The 15913-nt window shown below is 67.0% G+C and carries 14 protein-coding genes; 7 read left to right on the top strand and 7 right to left on the bottom strand.

Translation table 11 applies throughout. The annotated features are described in order from the left end of the window. Nucleotides 1-75: 75 nt before the first annotated feature. Complete coding sequence (locus tag QWU11_RS18690; protein ID WP_290113257.1) at nucleotides 76-1542, bottom strand: PIN-like domain-containing protein; 1467 nt, start codon at nucleotides 1540-1542, stop codon at nucleotides 76-78. 255 nt (nucleotides 1543-1797) lie between these two features. Between QWU11_RS18690 and QWU11_RS18685 the strand changes: the two genes are divergently transcribed. Beyond that, the gene (locus QWU11_RS18685; protein WP_290113255.1) at nucleotides 1798-2772 is read left to right on the top strand and encodes a NaeI family type II restriction endonuclease; all 975 of its coding nucleotides are present in this window, start codon (nucleotides 1798-1800) and stop codon (nucleotides 2770-2772) included. A gap of 36 nt (nucleotides 2773-2808) precedes the next feature. On the opposite strand, the gene QWU11_RS18680 is transcribed toward QWU11_RS18685, so the two are convergent. Next, nucleotides 2809-3246, bottom strand: a complete 438-nt coding sequence (locus tag QWU11_RS18680) for a very short patch repair endonuclease (RefSeq protein ID WP_290113253.1) — start codon at nucleotides 3244-3246, stop codon at nucleotides 2809-2811. A 184-nt stretch (nucleotides 3247-3430) separates the two neighbouring features. On the opposite strand from QWU11_RS18680, the gene dcm reads away from it, so the two are divergent. Further along, nucleotides 3431-4699 (top strand): DNA (cytosine-5-)-methyltransferase, encoded by a 1269-nt coding sequence (gene dcm / locus QWU11_RS18675; protein ID WP_290113250.1) that lies wholly within the window; start codon nucleotides 3431-3433, stop codon nucleotides 4697-4699. A 120-nt stretch (nucleotides 4700-4819) separates the two neighbouring features. Here the strand turns inward: dcm and QWU11_RS18670 are convergent, their stop codons facing one another. The 3 genes from QWU11_RS18670 to QWU11_RS18660 form a co-directional block, all read right to left on the bottom strand. Beyond that, the gene (locus QWU11_RS18670; protein ID WP_290113248.1) at nucleotides 4820-5875 is read right to left on the bottom strand and encodes a tartrate dehydrogenase; all 1056 of its coding nucleotides are present in this window, start codon (nucleotides 5873-5875) and stop codon (nucleotides 4820-4822) included. Next, nucleotides 5872-6573 (bottom strand): LamB/YcsF family protein, encoded by a 702-nt coding sequence (locus QWU11_RS18665; RefSeq protein ID WP_290113246.1) that lies wholly within the window; start codon nucleotides 6571-6573, stop codon nucleotides 5872-5874. The genes QWU11_RS18670 and QWU11_RS18665 overlap by 4 nt, the downstream gene beginning before the upstream one ends. Before the next feature lie 326 nt (nucleotides 6574-6899). Further along, on the bottom strand, nucleotides 6900-7631 hold the full coding sequence (locus tag QWU11_RS18660; RefSeq protein WP_290113240.1) for an alpha/beta fold hydrolase: 732 nt from the start codon (nucleotides 7629-7631) through the stop codon (nucleotides 6900-6902). Nucleotides 7632-7772: 141 nt separating this feature from the next. Between QWU11_RS18660 and QWU11_RS18655 the strand changes: the two genes are divergently transcribed. Both QWU11_RS18655 and QWU11_RS18650 read left to right on the top strand, forming a co-directional pair. Next, a complete protein-coding gene (locus tag QWU11_RS18655) occupies nucleotides 7773-8585 on the top strand; it encodes a hypothetical protein (protein ID WP_290113238.1) in 813 nt (270 codons plus the stop codon). A 23-nt stretch (nucleotides 8586-8608) separates the two neighbouring features. Continuing rightward, a complete protein-coding gene (locus tag QWU11_RS18650; protein ID WP_290113236.1) occupies nucleotides 8609-9928 on the top strand; it encodes an NAD(P)/FAD-dependent oxidoreductase in 1320 nt (439 codons plus the stop codon). On the opposite strand, the gene QWU11_RS18645 is transcribed toward QWU11_RS18650, so the two are convergent. Beyond that, nucleotides 9914-11008, bottom strand: coding sequence for a hypothetical protein (locus QWU11_RS18645; protein ID WP_290113235.1), 1095 nt, complete (start codon nucleotides 11006-11008; stop codon nucleotides 9914-9916). The genes QWU11_RS18650 and QWU11_RS18645 overlap by 15 nt on opposite strands. 42 nt (nucleotides 11009-11050) lie before the next feature. Further along, nucleotides 11051-12646 carry a ubiquinol-cytochrome c reductase cytochrome b subunit gene (locus tag QWU11_RS18640; RefSeq protein ID WP_290113233.1) on the bottom strand — a complete coding sequence of 532 codons (1596 nt, stop codon included), beginning with the start codon at nucleotides 12644-12646 and terminating at the stop codon, nucleotides 11051-11053. Between the two features lie 135 nt (nucleotides 12647-12781). Here QWU11_RS18640 and QWU11_RS18635 point away from each other — a divergent pair, with 135 nt between their 5' ends. The 3 genes from QWU11_RS18635 to QWU11_RS18625 all read left to right on the top strand — a co-directional run bounded on the left by QWU11_RS18635 (nucleotide 12782) and on the right by QWU11_RS18625 (nucleotide 15905). Then, a complete protein-coding gene (locus tag QWU11_RS18635; protein ID WP_290113222.1) occupies nucleotides 12782-13903 on the top strand; it encodes a histidine kinase in 1122 nt (373 codons plus the stop codon). 31 nt (nucleotides 13904-13934) lie between these two features. Then, nucleotides 13935-14588 carry a response regulator transcription factor gene (locus QWU11_RS18630; RefSeq protein ID WP_290114271.1) on the top strand — a complete coding sequence of 218 codons (654 nt, stop codon included), beginning with the start codon at nucleotides 13935-13937 and terminating at the stop codon, nucleotides 14586-14588. A gap of 156 nt (nucleotides 14589-14744) precedes the next feature. Further along, nucleotides 14745-15905, top strand: a complete 1161-nt coding sequence (locus tag QWU11_RS18625; protein ID WP_290113207.1) for a cytochrome ubiquinol oxidase subunit I — start codon at nucleotides 14745-14747, stop codon at nucleotides 15903-15905. The last annotated feature ends 8 nt before the right edge of the window (nucleotides 15906-15913 follow it).

Genomic DNA, 15913 nt, shown 5'->3' with positions numbered 1-15913 from the left:
GTGAGCCAAGAAATAGAATTGGTCAGGGCAGTGATTGGCTCTAATTTGCAGCCGCGACCGCCTGGAGGGTGCGTTTTAGCTCGGCGCAGGCCAGGTGTTGCCAGCGGAGCTGGATTCAGCCCGCTGGGCGAGCTGACGCTGCGCAAGCCGCAGGAGGGAGGCTCGGTCTGCCCTTGGCGATGTATTAATGACTTGCATTAGCCACGGAGCGATCCACGTGGAGCTAGGCGCGGGAAACTCTCCTCGGTGCAGGATTGTTCCCCGGATCCAGTCCGGCGAAGGTGGCAACTCACCCGTAACAACAGCGAGGAGGTCCACTACAGGCTCGTCGAGGTTAGGTTCTCGCAGCGCTAGTTCCAGGGTCACGCCGACCAGCCACCATTGAAACAGCCGATTGCTGGTGCCCGTGACAGCACTCCTGATCGTTGAACTGGAAAGGTGGGCCGCCCGATAGGCGGTCAAGGGCAATCCCTCTGGGAGAGGCAAGGTTGCCGCCTCTTTGGCCGTGACCGCTTCTTCCAACGTATCGTTGGCATCGTCACGGGATTCTGCTGCGCGACTGATCTCCTCGACCGTACTAGAAGTGAGTTTGGCATCGAGGAACTCGCTAATTCCCTCGAAGAAGATCTTGGTCTCTACAATCAGCAGGTCAGCGTTCGCGCGGGTTCTGAACTCGTCAATGAGCGACGGCCATGGCCGCCACGAGTCAGAGTCGGGCCCAGGCGGCTCATACCAATCAGCCTTTACGTCGCCAGAAACGAATAGAACGTATTCCAGCGTGGCCGCGTTCCGCACATGCTCAATCATCTCCTCCCATAGGAGGTAATCACCCGCCGCCCGAAGAGAAGTCGGCTTACCAGCGTCCAGGTAACCGGGCGGTATCTTGTTCGGATACCGATAACCAACAGCGTACTCGACAAGGCTCCGTCGTTCGTGAGGGTCCGGGATGGGACCAATTCTTTCACCGTACAGTGCCGCAACCTCGGGAAGAATTGGATCTGAACCGTCACTGAAATTGTCCACCCCGATATCCTGGGAGGCTTTCAGCTCGTCGATGCGCTCGCAGAGGATTTGCCGCCATGGTTTAACGAGATCTTTAAAGAGTGCCTCATTGATCAGATTATCCAACTCCGCCTGGCCTGCCTCGTCGGCGGCGAATGTATCGAGCAGCGCCTTCACCCCGTCCAGTGCTCCCTGAACACCTTTCCAAGCTTCCCGGAAAGGTTGATCGAGCTGTGACTTTGCCTTCCGGAGTTTGTCGGTTCGGTCCGCGATAACACCCCGCCGGCTCGTTACGAACTCCAACCCGACCTGGTAGGGGAGCCAGAGCCGCGGGGCGACTAGCCGCAGGGCGTCAAGGATTTGATTCCGGGCCTCGGGCGTATACCGGTAGAGATCCAGCAGCACGTTCGTGTCGAGAACGATCAGCGCGTCGGTGAAGAAGGCCTGCCGGTCATCTCCGATCTTCCCAAGGTCTGGGTTGGTCCAGGCCTGGTACTGCTGAAGCAGCGACGGCGCTGGACCGCTCGCCTCGTTGGCCACACGAAGTCCCCTCGTCAGCGTATGAAGAAGCGTCTCGCCATGACCAAGCCGTGGTCAAGGAGTTTCGTGCACCGACGAGCCTTTGAGAGGACTGGCTTGTTAGGCCTTCACGATGAGGGTGAGCTCTGGACCAAGGAAGAGCGGCGAGAGATAGCCTATTTGGCAGTCGAATCGTCACAAAACACCACAAAACGCTGTCTGCCCTCCAAGATCGGTAGCTACGCTGGGGGATGAAACCCCCGCTACTCTTCTTTGGTGACAAACCCCCTCAATCAGCCCAAGCTGTTCGATGAGTGTGGCGCCTCCGCCGACGATGAACTCTCTGCGGTCACCAGGCATCTCAGAGTCGCGGATCCAGAGGGCCTCCGATTCGCTCGGGTAATCCGCGAGACCTACGACATGCTGCTCGATGGCCAGCACACGGGCCGATACAGGTGGGATGAGCTCTACAAGACGGAGAAGACCCACTTCGGCACTCTCGTCGAGATCAACCTGCAACGAGAGTTTCGCTTCGCTGATGGAGCCACGATGGACTTCGCCATCTGCGGCGTTGACGTCGACTGCAAGTTCTCTCAGAAGCTGGCCGCCTGGATGATCCCGCCAGAGGCCATGACTCATCTACTTCTCGGACTCTGGGCTAACGATGATGACGGTTTGTGGTCGGCGGGCTTGATTCGGGCAACGGAGGAGGTACTCTCACGCTCGGAAGGCAACCGGGATCGCAAGCGGCAGCTCTCGAAAAGTGGTAGGTCCCAGGTGACCTGGGTGTTCAAGGACCGGCCATTGCCCGAGAATGCACTGCTACGCATCCCACCGGAGACGGTGAAAGAGATCTTCGGGCACACGCACGGCACTAAGCGCGTTGATGCCCTGTTTCGGCTAGCGCAAGGCAGGCGGATCAGCCGTACGGTGGTCGCCACCGTTGCCCGGCAAGACGACTACATGAAGCGAGTCCGCGGCAACGGCGGGTCTCGAAGTAGTCTCCGACCTGACGGCATCGTCATCCTTGGGCAGTACAGCAGCCACGTGGCCATCGCCAAGGCACTCCATCTCCCGGCTCCTGGGCTAGGCGAGTTCGTGAGCGTACGTCTCGCGAGGCGCAAAGCCCACCATCGGGACATGCCTTCGGTACGACTAGACGGCGATGACTGGGTAGTTGCCGTGCCGGGCCTGGACGACCGAATCGAGCAGGCCCCTGCGCTTCCGAGCACGAAGAGGCAGGAGGAGTAAATCAACACCTGCCCCGTTGGGGCGCCTCTCGTCTTGTCACTGCTCCCGAGTAGCGTCGATCCTGTGTCCGAGTTGAACGGGATGCAGCGCCTCGACCACCGCGTCGACCGCGGAAGGGAGGGGCTCGTGTTCCCAGAGGCGTACAACTTGCCACCCGGAAGCGGTAAGTGCAGCGTCGGCAGCGCGGTCACGTTCCATGTTCCGCCTCAGCTTCGGAGTCCAGTACCACTCGTTTGTCGTTGGCTGGCGCCCGTGCTCAGGACAGACATGCCAGAAGCAGCCGTCAACAAAGACTGCGATCTTCTTGGCCGTGAACACGATGTCAGGCCGCACCCGGACCCCGCCAGGAAGATCAAGGCGGAAGTCCTTCCGGTACCGGTAGCCCAGGCCATGGAGAGCTCTGCGCAGAGCTACTTCCGGCTTGGTGTCCGCACGGCGGTTCGCCCGCATGTTGCGCGACCGGCCTTCGTTCATGGGGCGGGGATAAGCGCCCTTAGCCCACGCTGCTTCGCGGGGGTCGGCGCCTGGGACGTTGGACACGATCTTGCCTTAGTTCCTTTGATTCGCCAGCACGAGGGTCGCATGAGGGAAGATAGTCCCCATGAGTCCCTCCTCGCCTGGCCTGCAACCGCCGCTGTGGAACGACGAGGGGGACTCCATGGATTCTTTCAAGGTTGTCGAGATCTGCGCCGGCGCCGGCGGGCAGTCTCTGGGGCTAGAGCTGGCCGGGTTCGAGCATGACCTGGCGGTCGAACTGGATGCCAACGCTGCCAACACTCTCCGTCACAACCGGCCAGACTGGAAGATCGCCGAAGGGGACGTCGCCAATCCCGACATCTGGAACCCCTCCGATTACATGGGTATAGATCTTCTTGCTGGCGGAGTGCCGTGCCCGCCGTTCACCATCGCGGGCAAGCAACTCGGCGCTACCGACGAGCGGGACCTGTTTGCCTGGGCGATCGAGCTCTGCGGGATCATGAAACCCCGCGCACTCCTGCTGGAGAACGTACGGGGACTGAGCATGCCGCGCTTCTCCGCTTACCGCCAGCATGTACTAGATCGGCTCAGAGACCTCGGTTACATCGGAGACTGGCAACTACTGCACGCCTCGGACTACGGCGTGCCTCAGCTTCGGCCCCGGTTCGTCCTGGTCGCGATGAAGCCGGAGGACTTCCAGTACTTTCAGTGGCCCGAGAAGCAAGGCCAGGCCAGGACAGTGGGCGAGACTCTTAAGGACCTGATGGCCGAAGACGGCTGGAGATGGGCCGCGCATTGGGCTGCGGGGGCCAACGATATTGCCCCGACGATCGTTGGCGGTTCCAAGAAGCACGGTGGCGCTGACCTGGGCCCGACACGAGCCAAACGCGCCTGGGCGGAACTAGGCGTTAACGCACGAGTACTCGGCAACGGCCCTACCCCTAAGGGATCTCCAAAGTCGGTTAGAGGAGCGCAGGAGGGCTTCAGACCCATGCTGACCTGCGAGATGGTCGCCCGACTCCAAGGTTGGAACGGGTTGGATTACAGCTGGACGTTCACAGGGCGTAAGACTTCCAACTACCGACAGATCGGCAACGCATTCCCGCCCCCAGTGGCTCGCGCGATTGGAGCGCAAATTTACCGTGCGCTCTCCCACCAAGGCGACCCCCAGCCTCTTGTCGAGCTTACAAAGACCACCCACGATCCCCTTTACGCTGTGCTGCGCGGTGCCAGCGACTTCCTGACAATGGAAGAGATCAATCGCAGGCTCGATCAGCCTCTCGACGCTTCAGCGTTCGAGCGCCACATTAACCATCTCAAGCAGGACTTCAAGATTGAGACTGAAGATCGAAAACTAGTTGCGTATCGGCTCAAGGCTTTCAAAGCCTTCGTCGGCCAGGATGACCATGTCCGCCATGAGGCGTTCATAAAGCCTGGCAAGATCAGCTAATTAAAGGACCCTCGGCAACGATCAGGCATGTGGTGTCATCGTTGCTTCCGGCATTCCACCAATCCTTCGCCATTCAAGAGAACGCGACGTCACGTCACGCTAAGTCAAAGCCGCCGAGCATCAGGCCTTTGCCAGGACATCGACCAGCGCGGAGGTGACGTCCTTTGTCGTGGCCTTACCGCCCAGGTCGCGGGTGCGCAGCACGGGGTCGGCGGTGACGGTCTCGATCGCGGCGAGGACGTCGGCTGCCGCCTCCGGGTGGCCCAGGTGTTCGAGCATCATCGCGCCGCACCAGACCTGGGCGATCGGGTTGGCCACGCCTCGGCCTGCGATGTCCGGGGCGGAGCCGTGGACCGGCTCGAACATCGACGGGTTCTCCCTCGTCGGGTCCAAGTTCGCCGACGGCGCCACGCCCAAAGACCCCGAGACCGCGGCGGCCAGGTCGCTCAAGATGTCGCCGAACAGGTTCGAGCCGACCACGACGTCCAAGTCCTCCGGGTCGGTGATGAAGCGCGCCGCCAAGGCGTCGACATGCATCCGCCGCCACTCGACATCCGGATGCTCGGCGGCCACCTCGGCCGTGACCTCGTCCCAGAACGGCATCGTGTGCATGATCCCGTTGGACTTGGTCGCCGAGATGAGCCGGCCCCCACGACTCCGTGCCAGCGCGAACGCGTACCGCAGCACCCGCTCGCACCCCCGTCGTGTGAAGATCGACTCCTGGACGGCCACGTCGCCCGCCGGGGTCGCGAAGCGGCCGCCGACGTCGGAGTACTCGCCCTCGGTGTTCTCCCGGACGATCGCGACGTCGAAGCGACCGCAGTCACGCAGCGGGCTCGCGAGCCCGGGCAGCAGTCGTGCCGGGCGCAGGTTCACGTACTGATCGAAAGCGCGCCGGATCGGGATCAGCAATCCCCATAGCGAGACGTGGTCAGGCACTCTCGGATGACCGATCGCTCCTACGAAGATCGCGTCCGTCTCACGCAAGCGGTCGATGCCGTCCGCCGGCATCATGGCGCCGTGCTCCGCGTACCACGCGCAGCTCCACGGGAGCTCTTCCCAGCTCAGCCGGACGTCGTATCTCGACGCCGCCGCGTCCAGTACCCGCTGCGCCGCCGGCAGGACCTCCCTGCCGATGCCGTCCCCCGGGATCGCGGCGATCCGGTGCCCGATCACGCCGCCGCCAGGGCCGGAGTGAGGCCGACGACCTCGATATCCTCCTCGGCCAGCCGCTGTCGTACGTGCCGGGTCACCTCAAGGATGTTCGGCATGTCGCCGTGCAGGGCCAGGGTCGGCGTCGCGACGTCGAGCATGGAGCCGTCCAGCGCCCGCGCCGTACGTTCCTTGACGATGCCGAGGGCGCGTCGTACGACGTCGTCCGGGTGGTGGGCCTTCTTGACCTGCTCGACCTGCGGATAGCCGTCGGACCCGTACTCCAGGTCGATGTAGCCCTCGTGGACGACCGTGAGGCCGTACTCCCCGGCCAGCCGCTGCGGCCACCCCGGGCCGGCGATGACGATCATCTCGTCGTCGTACGCGGCCACGGCCTCCAGGAGCGCACGCGCGTACTCCTCGCGCCGGCCGCACAACGGGCCGTACGGTTTGACGTGGCGCATCGCGCCGCCCTCGGCCCGGAGGAACGCGTCGAGGGCGCCGATCTGGTAGAGCACGTCATCGCGCAGACGGCTCGGGTCCCCGAACGAGACGAGCGCGCCGACGTCGATGCCCGCCTCTACGGCCTGCGCCGTCACGCGATGCATGGTCCGGGGATCCCCGGCGTGGAACCCGCACGCGACGGTGACCGACGGGATCAGCGGGACGAGTTCCTCGCCGCCGTCTCCCAGGTCGGTGTTGATGTTGATTTTCCACGTCACGTTCTGCTCCAGGGGGATTCGTGTCAGGCGGGCCGGGCGCCACCTCCGGCGGCACGATCCGCGCCTCGCGTGGCGCGGAGTCGTACGGGATCTGCACACCTATGGGCGGGATGTACGGGTCCCATCGACGTGACCTCCTGGCGTCGTCGCGGGGGCGGCGGTTTGTCGGCGGGTGGCTCGAAGCCCCGGTGCGGTATGCGGTGTTGCGGGCCGAAAAGGGGGACTCACGTCGGGGTAACCGGGCAAGTCACCTTATCTCGCCCTTTGGCGGTTCCACCACAGTTTCCGCAGGCCAGCATGTTGGCCGCGCGCCGTCGCGGGGCCCGTCAACACCCGTCGAGTACGTCCCGGACGGCGTGGAGCATTTCGGCCGGCCGCTCCTCGAGCAGAAAGTGCCCACCGGAGATCGCCTTGGTCCGGAACCCGCCGCCCGCCTCCCGCTCCCAGTCGAGCATGAGTTCGGGCATGGCGTCGGGGTCCTCGGTCCCCGAGATCGCCGTGACCGGACACCGCAGCTTCGGCCGTACGCCGCAGTCGAAGCTCTCGACGACCTCGAGGTCGGCTCGCAGCACGGGGAGCGCGAAGTCCCGCAACTCCTGAATCGCGAGCGGCACGGGATCGGCGCCGAGGGAGACGAGAGCGGCGACGAGGTCGTCGTCGGGCAGCCGGTACCAGTTCTGGCCCTGTTCCAGCTCACTGGGCGCCCGGCACGCGGAGACGATGAAGTGCTCGGGCCCGCGCTCTTCCTGGAGCGCGCGTACCAGCTCGACCCCGACCAACCCGCCCATGCTGTGCCCGAGCACGATGTACGGCCCGCGAACCTGCTCCGCGACCGCGGCGGCAAGCCCCGGAACGATGGCCGCGACAGAGGTGAGCGGCTTCTCCCGCAAGCGCGCCCCGTGCCCGGGGAGCTGCACCGCGAGCACGTCGACGCCGTCCAGCCCTCGCGCGAGGGGCACGAACACCCCTGGCCTGCCCCCCGCGTAGGGAACGCAGACAAGCGTCAGCGCGCCCGACGAACGCGCCAGCGGAACCAACCACTCATCCGTCCCAGTCATGGCAGCAATCTACTCAAACCCGACCGGACGCAAGGTGAAGCGCGGCGGCGCCCGCCAGACGAATTCAGCACCCCGACACTCAGGCAATCCGGAGTTTGCCGAGTTATTTCACAAGGGAAGAAATCGCGCGAGGGGGTCGCGATGCGCAGGGTCATGGTGGCGGTGGGACTGGTCGCCGCGCTCTGCGCCGGCTGCGCCGGATCCGGCCTGCCACAGCCCGCCGGCAACACCACTCCTTGGAGCCGTGAACGCTTCCTAAGAGCCCATCCGCCTTCAGGCACCCCAACGGCCGAGCCGGCCAGCTTCGGCAAGCGCGTCGGTGCTCTCTTCTCCCACGACACCAAGGGCGACCACTTCTGCACGGCCAGCGCCGTCGACAGCCCAAAACGCAACCTGATCATCACCGCCGCCCACTGCGTCCACTCCGGACGAGGCGGCGGTTACCTCACCAACCTCGTCTTCGTCCCCGGCTACCGCGACGGCAACGCCCCGTACGGCGTCTGGAAGGTGAAGGCGCAGTTCGTCGACGACCGGTGGGCGAAGAACTCCGACCAGGACCTCGACGTCGGCTTCGCCGTCCTCGACCCCCTGAACGGCAAGAACATCGCCGACGTCCTCGGGTCCAACCTGCTCGGGATCGGCCAGGGGTTCCACAACATCGTGCGGGTCACCGGCTATCCCACCAGCTCCGACGAGCCTGTGACCTGCATCAACAAGACCACCCAGCAGCTGAAATACCAGATGCGGTTCGCCTGCAGCGGCTACCCGCCCGGCACCAGCGGCAGTCCCTGGCTCACCCACTACGACCCCAAGACCAAGCGCGGTGAGGTGGTCGGGGTGATCGGGGGGTATCAGCTCGGTGGCGTCGAGGACCAGGTCTCCTACAGCGCCTACTTCGACGATGACGTGAGGAAACTCTACGAGCGCGCCATCGCGCAAAGTGTCGCGAATTGACGAGACAGGGAATGATCTGGCCCATGGACGTCGACGTCGTAGTCATCGGCATGGGACCAGGTGGGGAAGAGGTCGCGGGGAGTCTCGCCGCGGCCGGGCTCAGCGTGGTCGGGATCGAGGATCGCCTGGTCGGGGGCGAATGTCCGTACTGGGGGTGCATTCCGAGCAAGGCCATGGTCCGCGCGGCCGACGCGCTGGCCGAGGGGCGACGTGTAGAGAACCTGGCCGGTACGGCGGAGATCACGCCGGAGTGGCAGAAGGTCGCGGAACGCGTGCAAGAGGTCACCGCCGACTGGAACGACGAGGCCGCGGTCAAGCGCTTCACGGACAAGGGCGGCCGGCTCGTACGCGGCAAGGGGCGCCTGACCGGGCCAAAAGAGGTACGCGTCGGGGACGAGGTCTTCAGGGCACGCCGGGGCGTCGTCATCGCCACCGGCACGGCGCCGGCCGTCCCGAAGATCGACGGGCTGAGCGACACCCCGTACTGGACCAACCGCGAGGCGATCGAGACGAAGACGCGACCGGAGTCGCTGATCGTGCTCGGCGGCGGGGCGATCGGCTGTGAGCTGGCGCAGGTGTTCAGCCGGTTCGGCAGCCGGGTGACCGTGGTCGAGGCGGCCGAACGGCTCGTCTCGCCCGAGGAGCCGGAGTCCGGCGCGCTCCTGAAGAAGGTCTTCGAGGCCGAAGGCATCGACGTACGCGTCGGGGCGAAGGCCGAGCAGGTCCGGTACGACGACGCTTTCGTCGTCAACGACGACATCCGCGCCGAGAAGCTCCTCGTCGCCATCGGCCGCCGTACGAACCTCCAAGGTCTCGGCCTCGACACCGTCGGCCTGGACGACCAGCAGCGCTTCGTCGAGGTCGACGACCGGCTGCGCGCCGGCGACGGGCTCTGGGCGGTGGGCGACATCACCGGAAAGGGCGCCTTCACGCACGTCTCGGTCTACCAGGCCCGCATCGCCGCGCGCGACATCCTCGGTGAGGACGGTCCCCGCGCCGACTACCACGCGCTGCCCCGCGTGACCTTCACCGACCCGGAGATCGGCGCCGTCGGCCTCACCGAGAAGCAGGCGCGCGAGCAGGGGCGGGACATCAAGATCTACACGACCGACCTGGCGAACTCGAGCCGCGGCTGGCTGCACGGCGCCGAGGGCTTCCTCAAGCTGATCGAGAGCGACGGCAGACTGGTCGGGGCCACGAGCGCCGGACCGTACGGCGGCGAGATCCTCGGCGCGCTCGCGGTCGCGGTGCACGCCGAGGTCCCGGTTCGGAAACTGCGCGAGATGATCTATGCCTTCCCGACGTTCCACCGCGCGATCGAGGCCGCGCTACTGGGTACCTGAGACCTCCACCAGCGGCGGCGCGACGTAGCACGAGCACGGCGAGGTCGTCCCCACCGCCCAGATCGAGGAGCCCGAGCGAGCGAGGCCGTGCACCGCGCCCTCGGTCTCCTCGCTGGTGCCGGTGGTCCAGGCGGTGCCGTTCCAGCGCAGGAACAGGGGCCGGCTCACCGTGCCGTCGTCGGTCATCTGGTAGCCCGCCACCCAGACTCCGCCCTGGGGCGAGGGCGCGGCCGAGTACAGCCACGCCGAGGTCACCGAGGGACGGGGCAGTGCGGTCCAGCGTGTGCCGTCCCAGTGCATGACCAGCGGCCGGCCCTCGTTGTCGCCGACCGCCCAGACGTCATTGGCCGACACGGCGGTGACGCCCTGGAGCTCGGTGTTGCCGGCCGGCGGCTTCATCGTGGCTCGGGTCCACGTCTTGCCGTTCCAGTGCAGGGCGAGCGCGGCGTTGCCCTGGTCACCGGCGGACCAGCCGACCGCCCAGGCGTCGGTGGCGGACACCGCCGCCACGCCCTGCAGGGTGTTGTCGTACAGCCCGGGGCTCGGCGTCGTCATCCGCGTCCACGCGTGGCCGTCCCAGCTCTCGATGAGGGTCACCGGGCTCGGGGTGCTCCGGCCGGAATACCGCCCCACGGCCCAGGCACGGCCGGCCGGCAACGCCGCCACGTCGTACAGCCGGTCGGCGCCGACATGATCGCCGGAGGGCGGTGCCGCGGGCGCGACCGCGGCCCAGGACGTGCCGTCCCAGTGCCGCAGGACCGGGCCCAGTCCGTTGCTGTCGCCCACGGCCCAGACGTCGTTCGTGGCCACGGCGCTGACTCCGTCGAGCTCACCCGACCCCGTGGGCGTGGCGGGCACCGGGACCTCGGTCCACGACGTGCCGTCCCAGTGCTCGGCGAGGGGATAGGCGGTGTCGGACGGCGGCTGCCGCTCCCCGACCGACCAGGCGTCCGTGCCGCTGATCGGGGCGACGTCCATTAACGTGGCCTCGGTCGCCGAGTGCGGCACCTTCCGCCAGTCCGGCGTCGCGCCGAACGCCGTCGTACCGGCCAGAGCCACAGCTACTACCAGTTTTCCCATCGGATGCACGCAAGGAAGACGCTCACCCGATCTGACCGGTTGTCAGAGCGGCGGCTTCTTCGGCTCGACCGCCGGGCGTTCGTCGTGCTCGCCGTTGGGCAGCGGCACGATGTCCTCGAAGTAGAGCCGGTTGAGGCGGACCCGGAGCCGGGCCGCCGGACGATATGTCGGCTTCACGCCCTCTCCGTCCGGGCCGACCGCGGGCAGCACGGGGAGCGGGCGCCGGCTGCGGATCACCGCCTCCTCCTCGGAGGTGACCGGGCGTTCCCGCTCGGTGTACTCGCCGCCGGGCTGCCGTACGATCACGCCGGTCTCGACGCCGTGCGAGAGCATCGCGCCCTCGCGGCGCTGCAGGGCGACCGCGATCCGGCGGGCGATCTCGAACGCCACGAACGGCCCGACCAGTACCGCGACGCGGAAGAACCAGCTCACGCCGTGCAGCGGGATCTCGAAGGTCCTGGCGATGATGTCGCCGGCGCCGGCCAGCCAGAGCAGGCCGTAGAAGGTCATCCCGGCCACGCCGATGCCGACTCGTGCGGGCACGTCGCGCGGCCGGTCGAGCAGGTTGTGGACCTCGCGGTCGCCGGTCGCCCACCGTTCGATGAACGGGTAGACCGCGAGCGCCGTGAAGATCAGCCCTGGGATCACGAGCGCCGGGATCAGTACGCCCATCGGGACGATGTACCCGAACAGGCTGATGTCCCAACCCGGCATGAGCCGCAGCGACCCGTCCAGCCAGCCCATGTACCAGTCGGGCTGCGAGCCGGCGCTGATCGCCCCCGGGCTGTACGGCCCGAACAGCCAGATCGGGTTGATCTGCGCGAAGGTCGCCAGCAGGCAGATCCCCGCGAACACCCACATCTGAAACGCCAGCGTCTTCATCACGAAGGACGGCCAGAACGGCTTGCCCTCGACCGTCCCCTCCGTACGGCCCTTCGCGGGGTACTGCGTGTGGGTCTGGTGCCAGGTGAGGACGACCGCGTGCAGCGGGACCAGGGCGAGCAGGATGCCCGGAATCAGCAGGACGTGGATCGTGTAGAGCCTGGGAATGATCTCCTCGCCCGGGAAGAGCCCGCCGAACACCCACATCGACAGGTACGACCCGACGATCGGGATGGCGAGCAGCACGCCCTGGAGGATGCGGATGCCGGTGCCGGAGAGCAGGTCGTCGGGCAGCGAGTAACCGAACAGCCCGTTCAGCATGGCCAGGACGAACAGCACCACGCCGATCAGCCAGTTCAGCTCGCGCGGCTTGCGGAAGGCCCCGGTGAAGAAGTTGCGCAGCATGTGCGCGACGATCGCGGCCAGGAAGACGACCGTGGCCCAGTGGTGGATCTGCCGGATGAGCATCCCGCCGCGGACGTCGAAGCTGATGCGCAGCGTCGAGTCGTACGCCTCGCTCATCCGGACCCCGCGAAGCGGGACGTACGACCCGTTGTAGACGACCTCCCCCATGCTGGGTTTGAAGAAGAACGTCAGGAAGATCCCGGTGGCGATGATGATCACGAACGAGTACATCGCGATCTCGCCGAGCATGAACGTCCAGTGGTCCGGAAATGCCTTCTTCAGCGCCTTCTTCAAGAACCCGGCCATGCCCAGCCGGTCGTCCATCCCCCGTGCCAGTTCGGGCAGTGCCATCACCGATCTCCCGGTCCGACGGCCACGACGACCGCCCTCGAATCTCGGTCCCCTAACCCATTAATACCTACCCGACCTGCGACGGAAGCACCGTGAGCAGGTAAAGGGTGCGATCGGTCGATTACGGTTTCAACCGTGAACAGGTACGCAGGCCGCGGGGATCTGGTCCTCGGCGCCACCGTCACGGTGGTCGTCGTGGCCGGCACGGTCTTCCACGCCCGCGGCTTCCACGTGGCGGACCTCAAGGCCTACGCGATGATCGTGCTGGGCACCGCCGCACTGGTCTTCCAGCGCCGTTTCCCCCTGCCGGCCGTCACCGTGGCCGCCCTCTCTACCGCGTACTACTACATCGGGCCGTTCCCGGACGGCCCGGAGATGATCACGTTCGCGATCGCCTCCTTCCTCGCGGCGGCCCGGGGACAGCGCCTCTCCGCGTACCTCGGCACGGCGGCCGGGCTGGCGGTGTTCGCCTGGGCCGAGTTCATGGTCGGCCCGGCCCGCGTCGGGCGGTTCTTGAGCGTGCTCGCCTGGGTGCTCGTGGTGCTGTGCGCGGGCGAGATCAGCCGCTACCACCGTGCCTACATCGCCGAGGCCCGGCGGCGGGCCGACGAGGCGGAGCGTACGCGCGAGGAGGAAGCGCTGCGGCGGGCCACCGAGGAACGCCTGCGCATCGCCCGTGAGCTGCATGACGTCCTGGCGCACAAGATCTCGCTGATCAACGTGCAGGCCGGGGCCGCGCTGCACCGCCGCGAGCCCGAGCAGGCCTACACCGCGCTCAGCGCGATCAAGGACGCCAGCAAGGAGACGCTGCGCGAGCTGCGTACGACGCTCGGCGTGCTCCGCCAGGTCGACGAGGCCGGCCCGCTGGCCCCGGCGCCCTCCCTGGACCGGCTCGGCGACCTCATCAAACGGACCAAGGACGCCGGGCTGCCCGTACGGGTCATCATCTCCGGCGACCGCGGCCCGCTGCCCGCGCCGGTGGATCTGGCCGCCTACCGCATCGTCCAGGAGGCGCTCACCAACGCCGTACGCCACGCGGGCACGGCCACCGCCACCGTCATCGTGCGCTACGACGCCGAGCACGTGGTGGTCGAGGTGGGCGACGACGGGAAGGGCGCCGACGTACCGGAGGGCAACGGCATCCGCGGCATGCGGGAGCGCGCGGCCACCCTCGGCGGCGCGCTCGCGGCCGGCCCGCGCCCCGGCGGCGGCTTCCTCGTACGGGCGTCGCTGCCGCTACGGTCCGACGCGATGTGATGATGTGAGGGTGGATTCCCCGATACGGGTCATGCTCGCCGACGACCAGAAACTCGTCCGCGCCGGTTTCCGGTCGATTCTCGACGGTGAGGACGACATCACCGTGGTCGCGGAGGCGGGAGACGGGGCCGAGGCGGTGCGCGTCGCCACGGCGACGCGGCCCGACGTGGTCCTGATGGACATCCGCATGCCCGTGCTCGACGGCCTGGAGGCGACCCGGCGGATCGTCGACGACGCGGCGTTGTCCGAGGTCAGGGTCGTGATCCTGACCACCTTCGACCTCGACGACTATGTCTACACCGCCCTCAAGGCCGGGGCGAGCGGCTTCCTCGTCAAGGACACCGATCCGATCGAGCTGATCCACGGCGTACGGGTCACCGCGCGCGGCGACGCCCTGCTCGCGCCCTCGGTGACGCGGCGGCTGATCGCGGAGTTCGCCACCCGCATCAAGGTGCCGCCGCCCTCACGCGCTCTCGACAGTCTCACCGACCGCGAACGCGAGGTCATGGTCCTCGTCGCCGCCGGTCTGTCCAACGACGAGATCGCGGCACGGCTCGTGGTCAGCCCGGCCACGGCGAAGACCCACGTCAGCCGGGTCCTCACCAAACTCGCGGCACGCGACCGCGCCCAGCTCGTCGTGCTCGCCTACGAGTCGGGCATGGTCCGGCCCGGCTGGCTGGGCTGACGCCGTACTTCTTCCGCAGTACGCCGGGCGGGGTACTGCTGCGAAAGATGTAGACGGGTTGTAGGCCCGGGTCTGACGCGTGGACGGGTTCGTTTCCGGTTGAGTTACGACTTTCCGGTCGTCCGAGCGCCGGTCCACGTTTCTGGAGGCCTCCCCTTGAGCACGCTGTCGCTCGCCCGGCTGCTGTTCGCCGTCACGGCCGGCACGCACTTCCTCTTCGTCGCGCTGACGCTCGGGCTCGCCACGCTGGTCGCCATCACCCAGACCCGCGCGGTCGCCAAGGACAGTGACGTGCTGCGGGGGATGGTGCGTTTCTGGGGCCAGCTCTACGTGATCAACTACGCGGTCGGCATCGTGACCGGGCTGCTCATGGAGTTCCAGTTCGGGCTGAACTGGCCCGGGCTGACCGACCGCGCCAGAGACGTCTTCGGGGCGCCGCTCGCGATGGAGACCCTGGTCGCGTTCTTCGTCGAGTCCACGTTCCTCGGCCTGTGGATCTTCGGCTGGGACCGGCTGAACCGCCACGCGCACCTCGCGCTGATCTGGATCGTGACGCTGACCGGGTACGTCTCGGCGTACTTCATCCTGGTCGCGAACGGCTTCCTGACCAACCCGGTCGGGTACGTCCAGGCCGGCGGCGAACTCCGTATCGACAGCGCCACGAAGCTGTTCACCAACCCGGCGGCGCTCCTGCCGCTCGGCCACATCGTCTCCGGGGCCCTCCTCGTCGGCGGGTTCTTCATGGCCGGGATCAGCGCCTGGCACATGCGGCGCACCGGCCCGGATGAGTTCTTCCGCCGGTCGCTGCGGACCGGCCTGGTCGCGGTCGTCGTCGCGATCCTGCCCTCGATCCTGTTCGGCGTCCCGCAGTTCGACTACACGCACGACCGGCTGACGGCGGCGGGCGAGGTCGGCGCGTACCTCATGATGTTCGCCTGGCTGGCGATGTTCCTGATCTCGCTGGTCGCCCTGCTCAAGCTCCTGATCCCCCGCTGGATGGTGCGCGGGCGGCTGTTCCAGGCCGTGCTGGTGCGCGTCATCGGGGTGCCGTACGTCGCGATGCTGGGCGGCTGGTTCTACCGCGAGAACAGCCGTCAGCCCTGGCTGATCTACGGGGTGCTGCGCACCGAAGACGCCGTGCGACCGATGAGCCGGGCCGCGATGGCCTCCGTCACGGCCGGCGTCACCGCGCTGTTCCTGGTGCTCGTCGTGGTCAACATCGGGCTCCTGCGCGGGTACGCGCGGCGCGGGCCCGAGGGCGCCGCGCTCGGCCGCGCCGAGGCCGCCGAACTCCCCGAGCCCGTCCCCTCCTTCTGATTCCGGAG

This window comes from Actinomadura sp. DC4 (assembly GCF_030406325.1).
In the GTDB taxonomy this organism is placed as follows: Bacteria; Actinomycetota; Actinomycetes; order Streptosporangiales; family Streptosporangiaceae; genus Actinoallomurus.
This window is presented reverse-complemented; position numbering and strand designations above follow the sequence as displayed.

What these genes read in the sequence shown, in the direction of transcription:
- QWU11_RS18650 (WP_290113236.1), top strand. Translation starts at nt 8,609, where the DNA reads ATGGACGTCGACGTCGTAGTCATCGGCATGGGACCAGGTGGGGAAGAG.
- QWU11_RS18630 (WP_290114271.1), top strand. Translation starts at nt 13,935, where the DNA reads ATGCTCGCCGACGACCAGAAACTCGTCCGCGCCGGTTTCCGGTCGATT.
- QWU11_RS18640 (WP_290113233.1), bottom strand. Translation starts at nt 12,646, where the DNA reads ATGGCACTGCCCGAACTGGCACGGGGGATGGACGACCGGCTGGGCATG.
- QWU11_RS18680 (WP_290113253.1), bottom strand. Translation starts at nt 3,246, where the DNA reads ATGAACGAAGGCCGGTCGCGCAACATGCGGGCGAACCGCCGTGCGGAC.
- QWU11_RS18655 (WP_290113238.1), top strand. Translation starts at nt 7,773, where the DNA reads ATGCGCAGGGTCATGGTGGCGGTGGGACTGGTCGCCGCGCTCTGCGCC.
- QWU11_RS18660 (WP_290113240.1), bottom strand. Translation starts at nt 7,631, where the DNA reads ATGACTGGGACGGATGAGTGGTTGGTTCCGCTGGCGCGTTCGTCGGGC.
- QWU11_RS18645 (WP_290113235.1), bottom strand. Translation starts at nt 11,008, where the DNA reads ATGGGAAAACTGGTAGTAGCTGTGGCTCTGGCCGGTACGACGGCGTTC.
- dcm (WP_290113250.1), top strand. Translation starts at nt 3,431, where the DNA reads ATGGATTCTTTCAAGGTTGTCGAGATCTGCGCCGGCGCCGGCGGGCAG.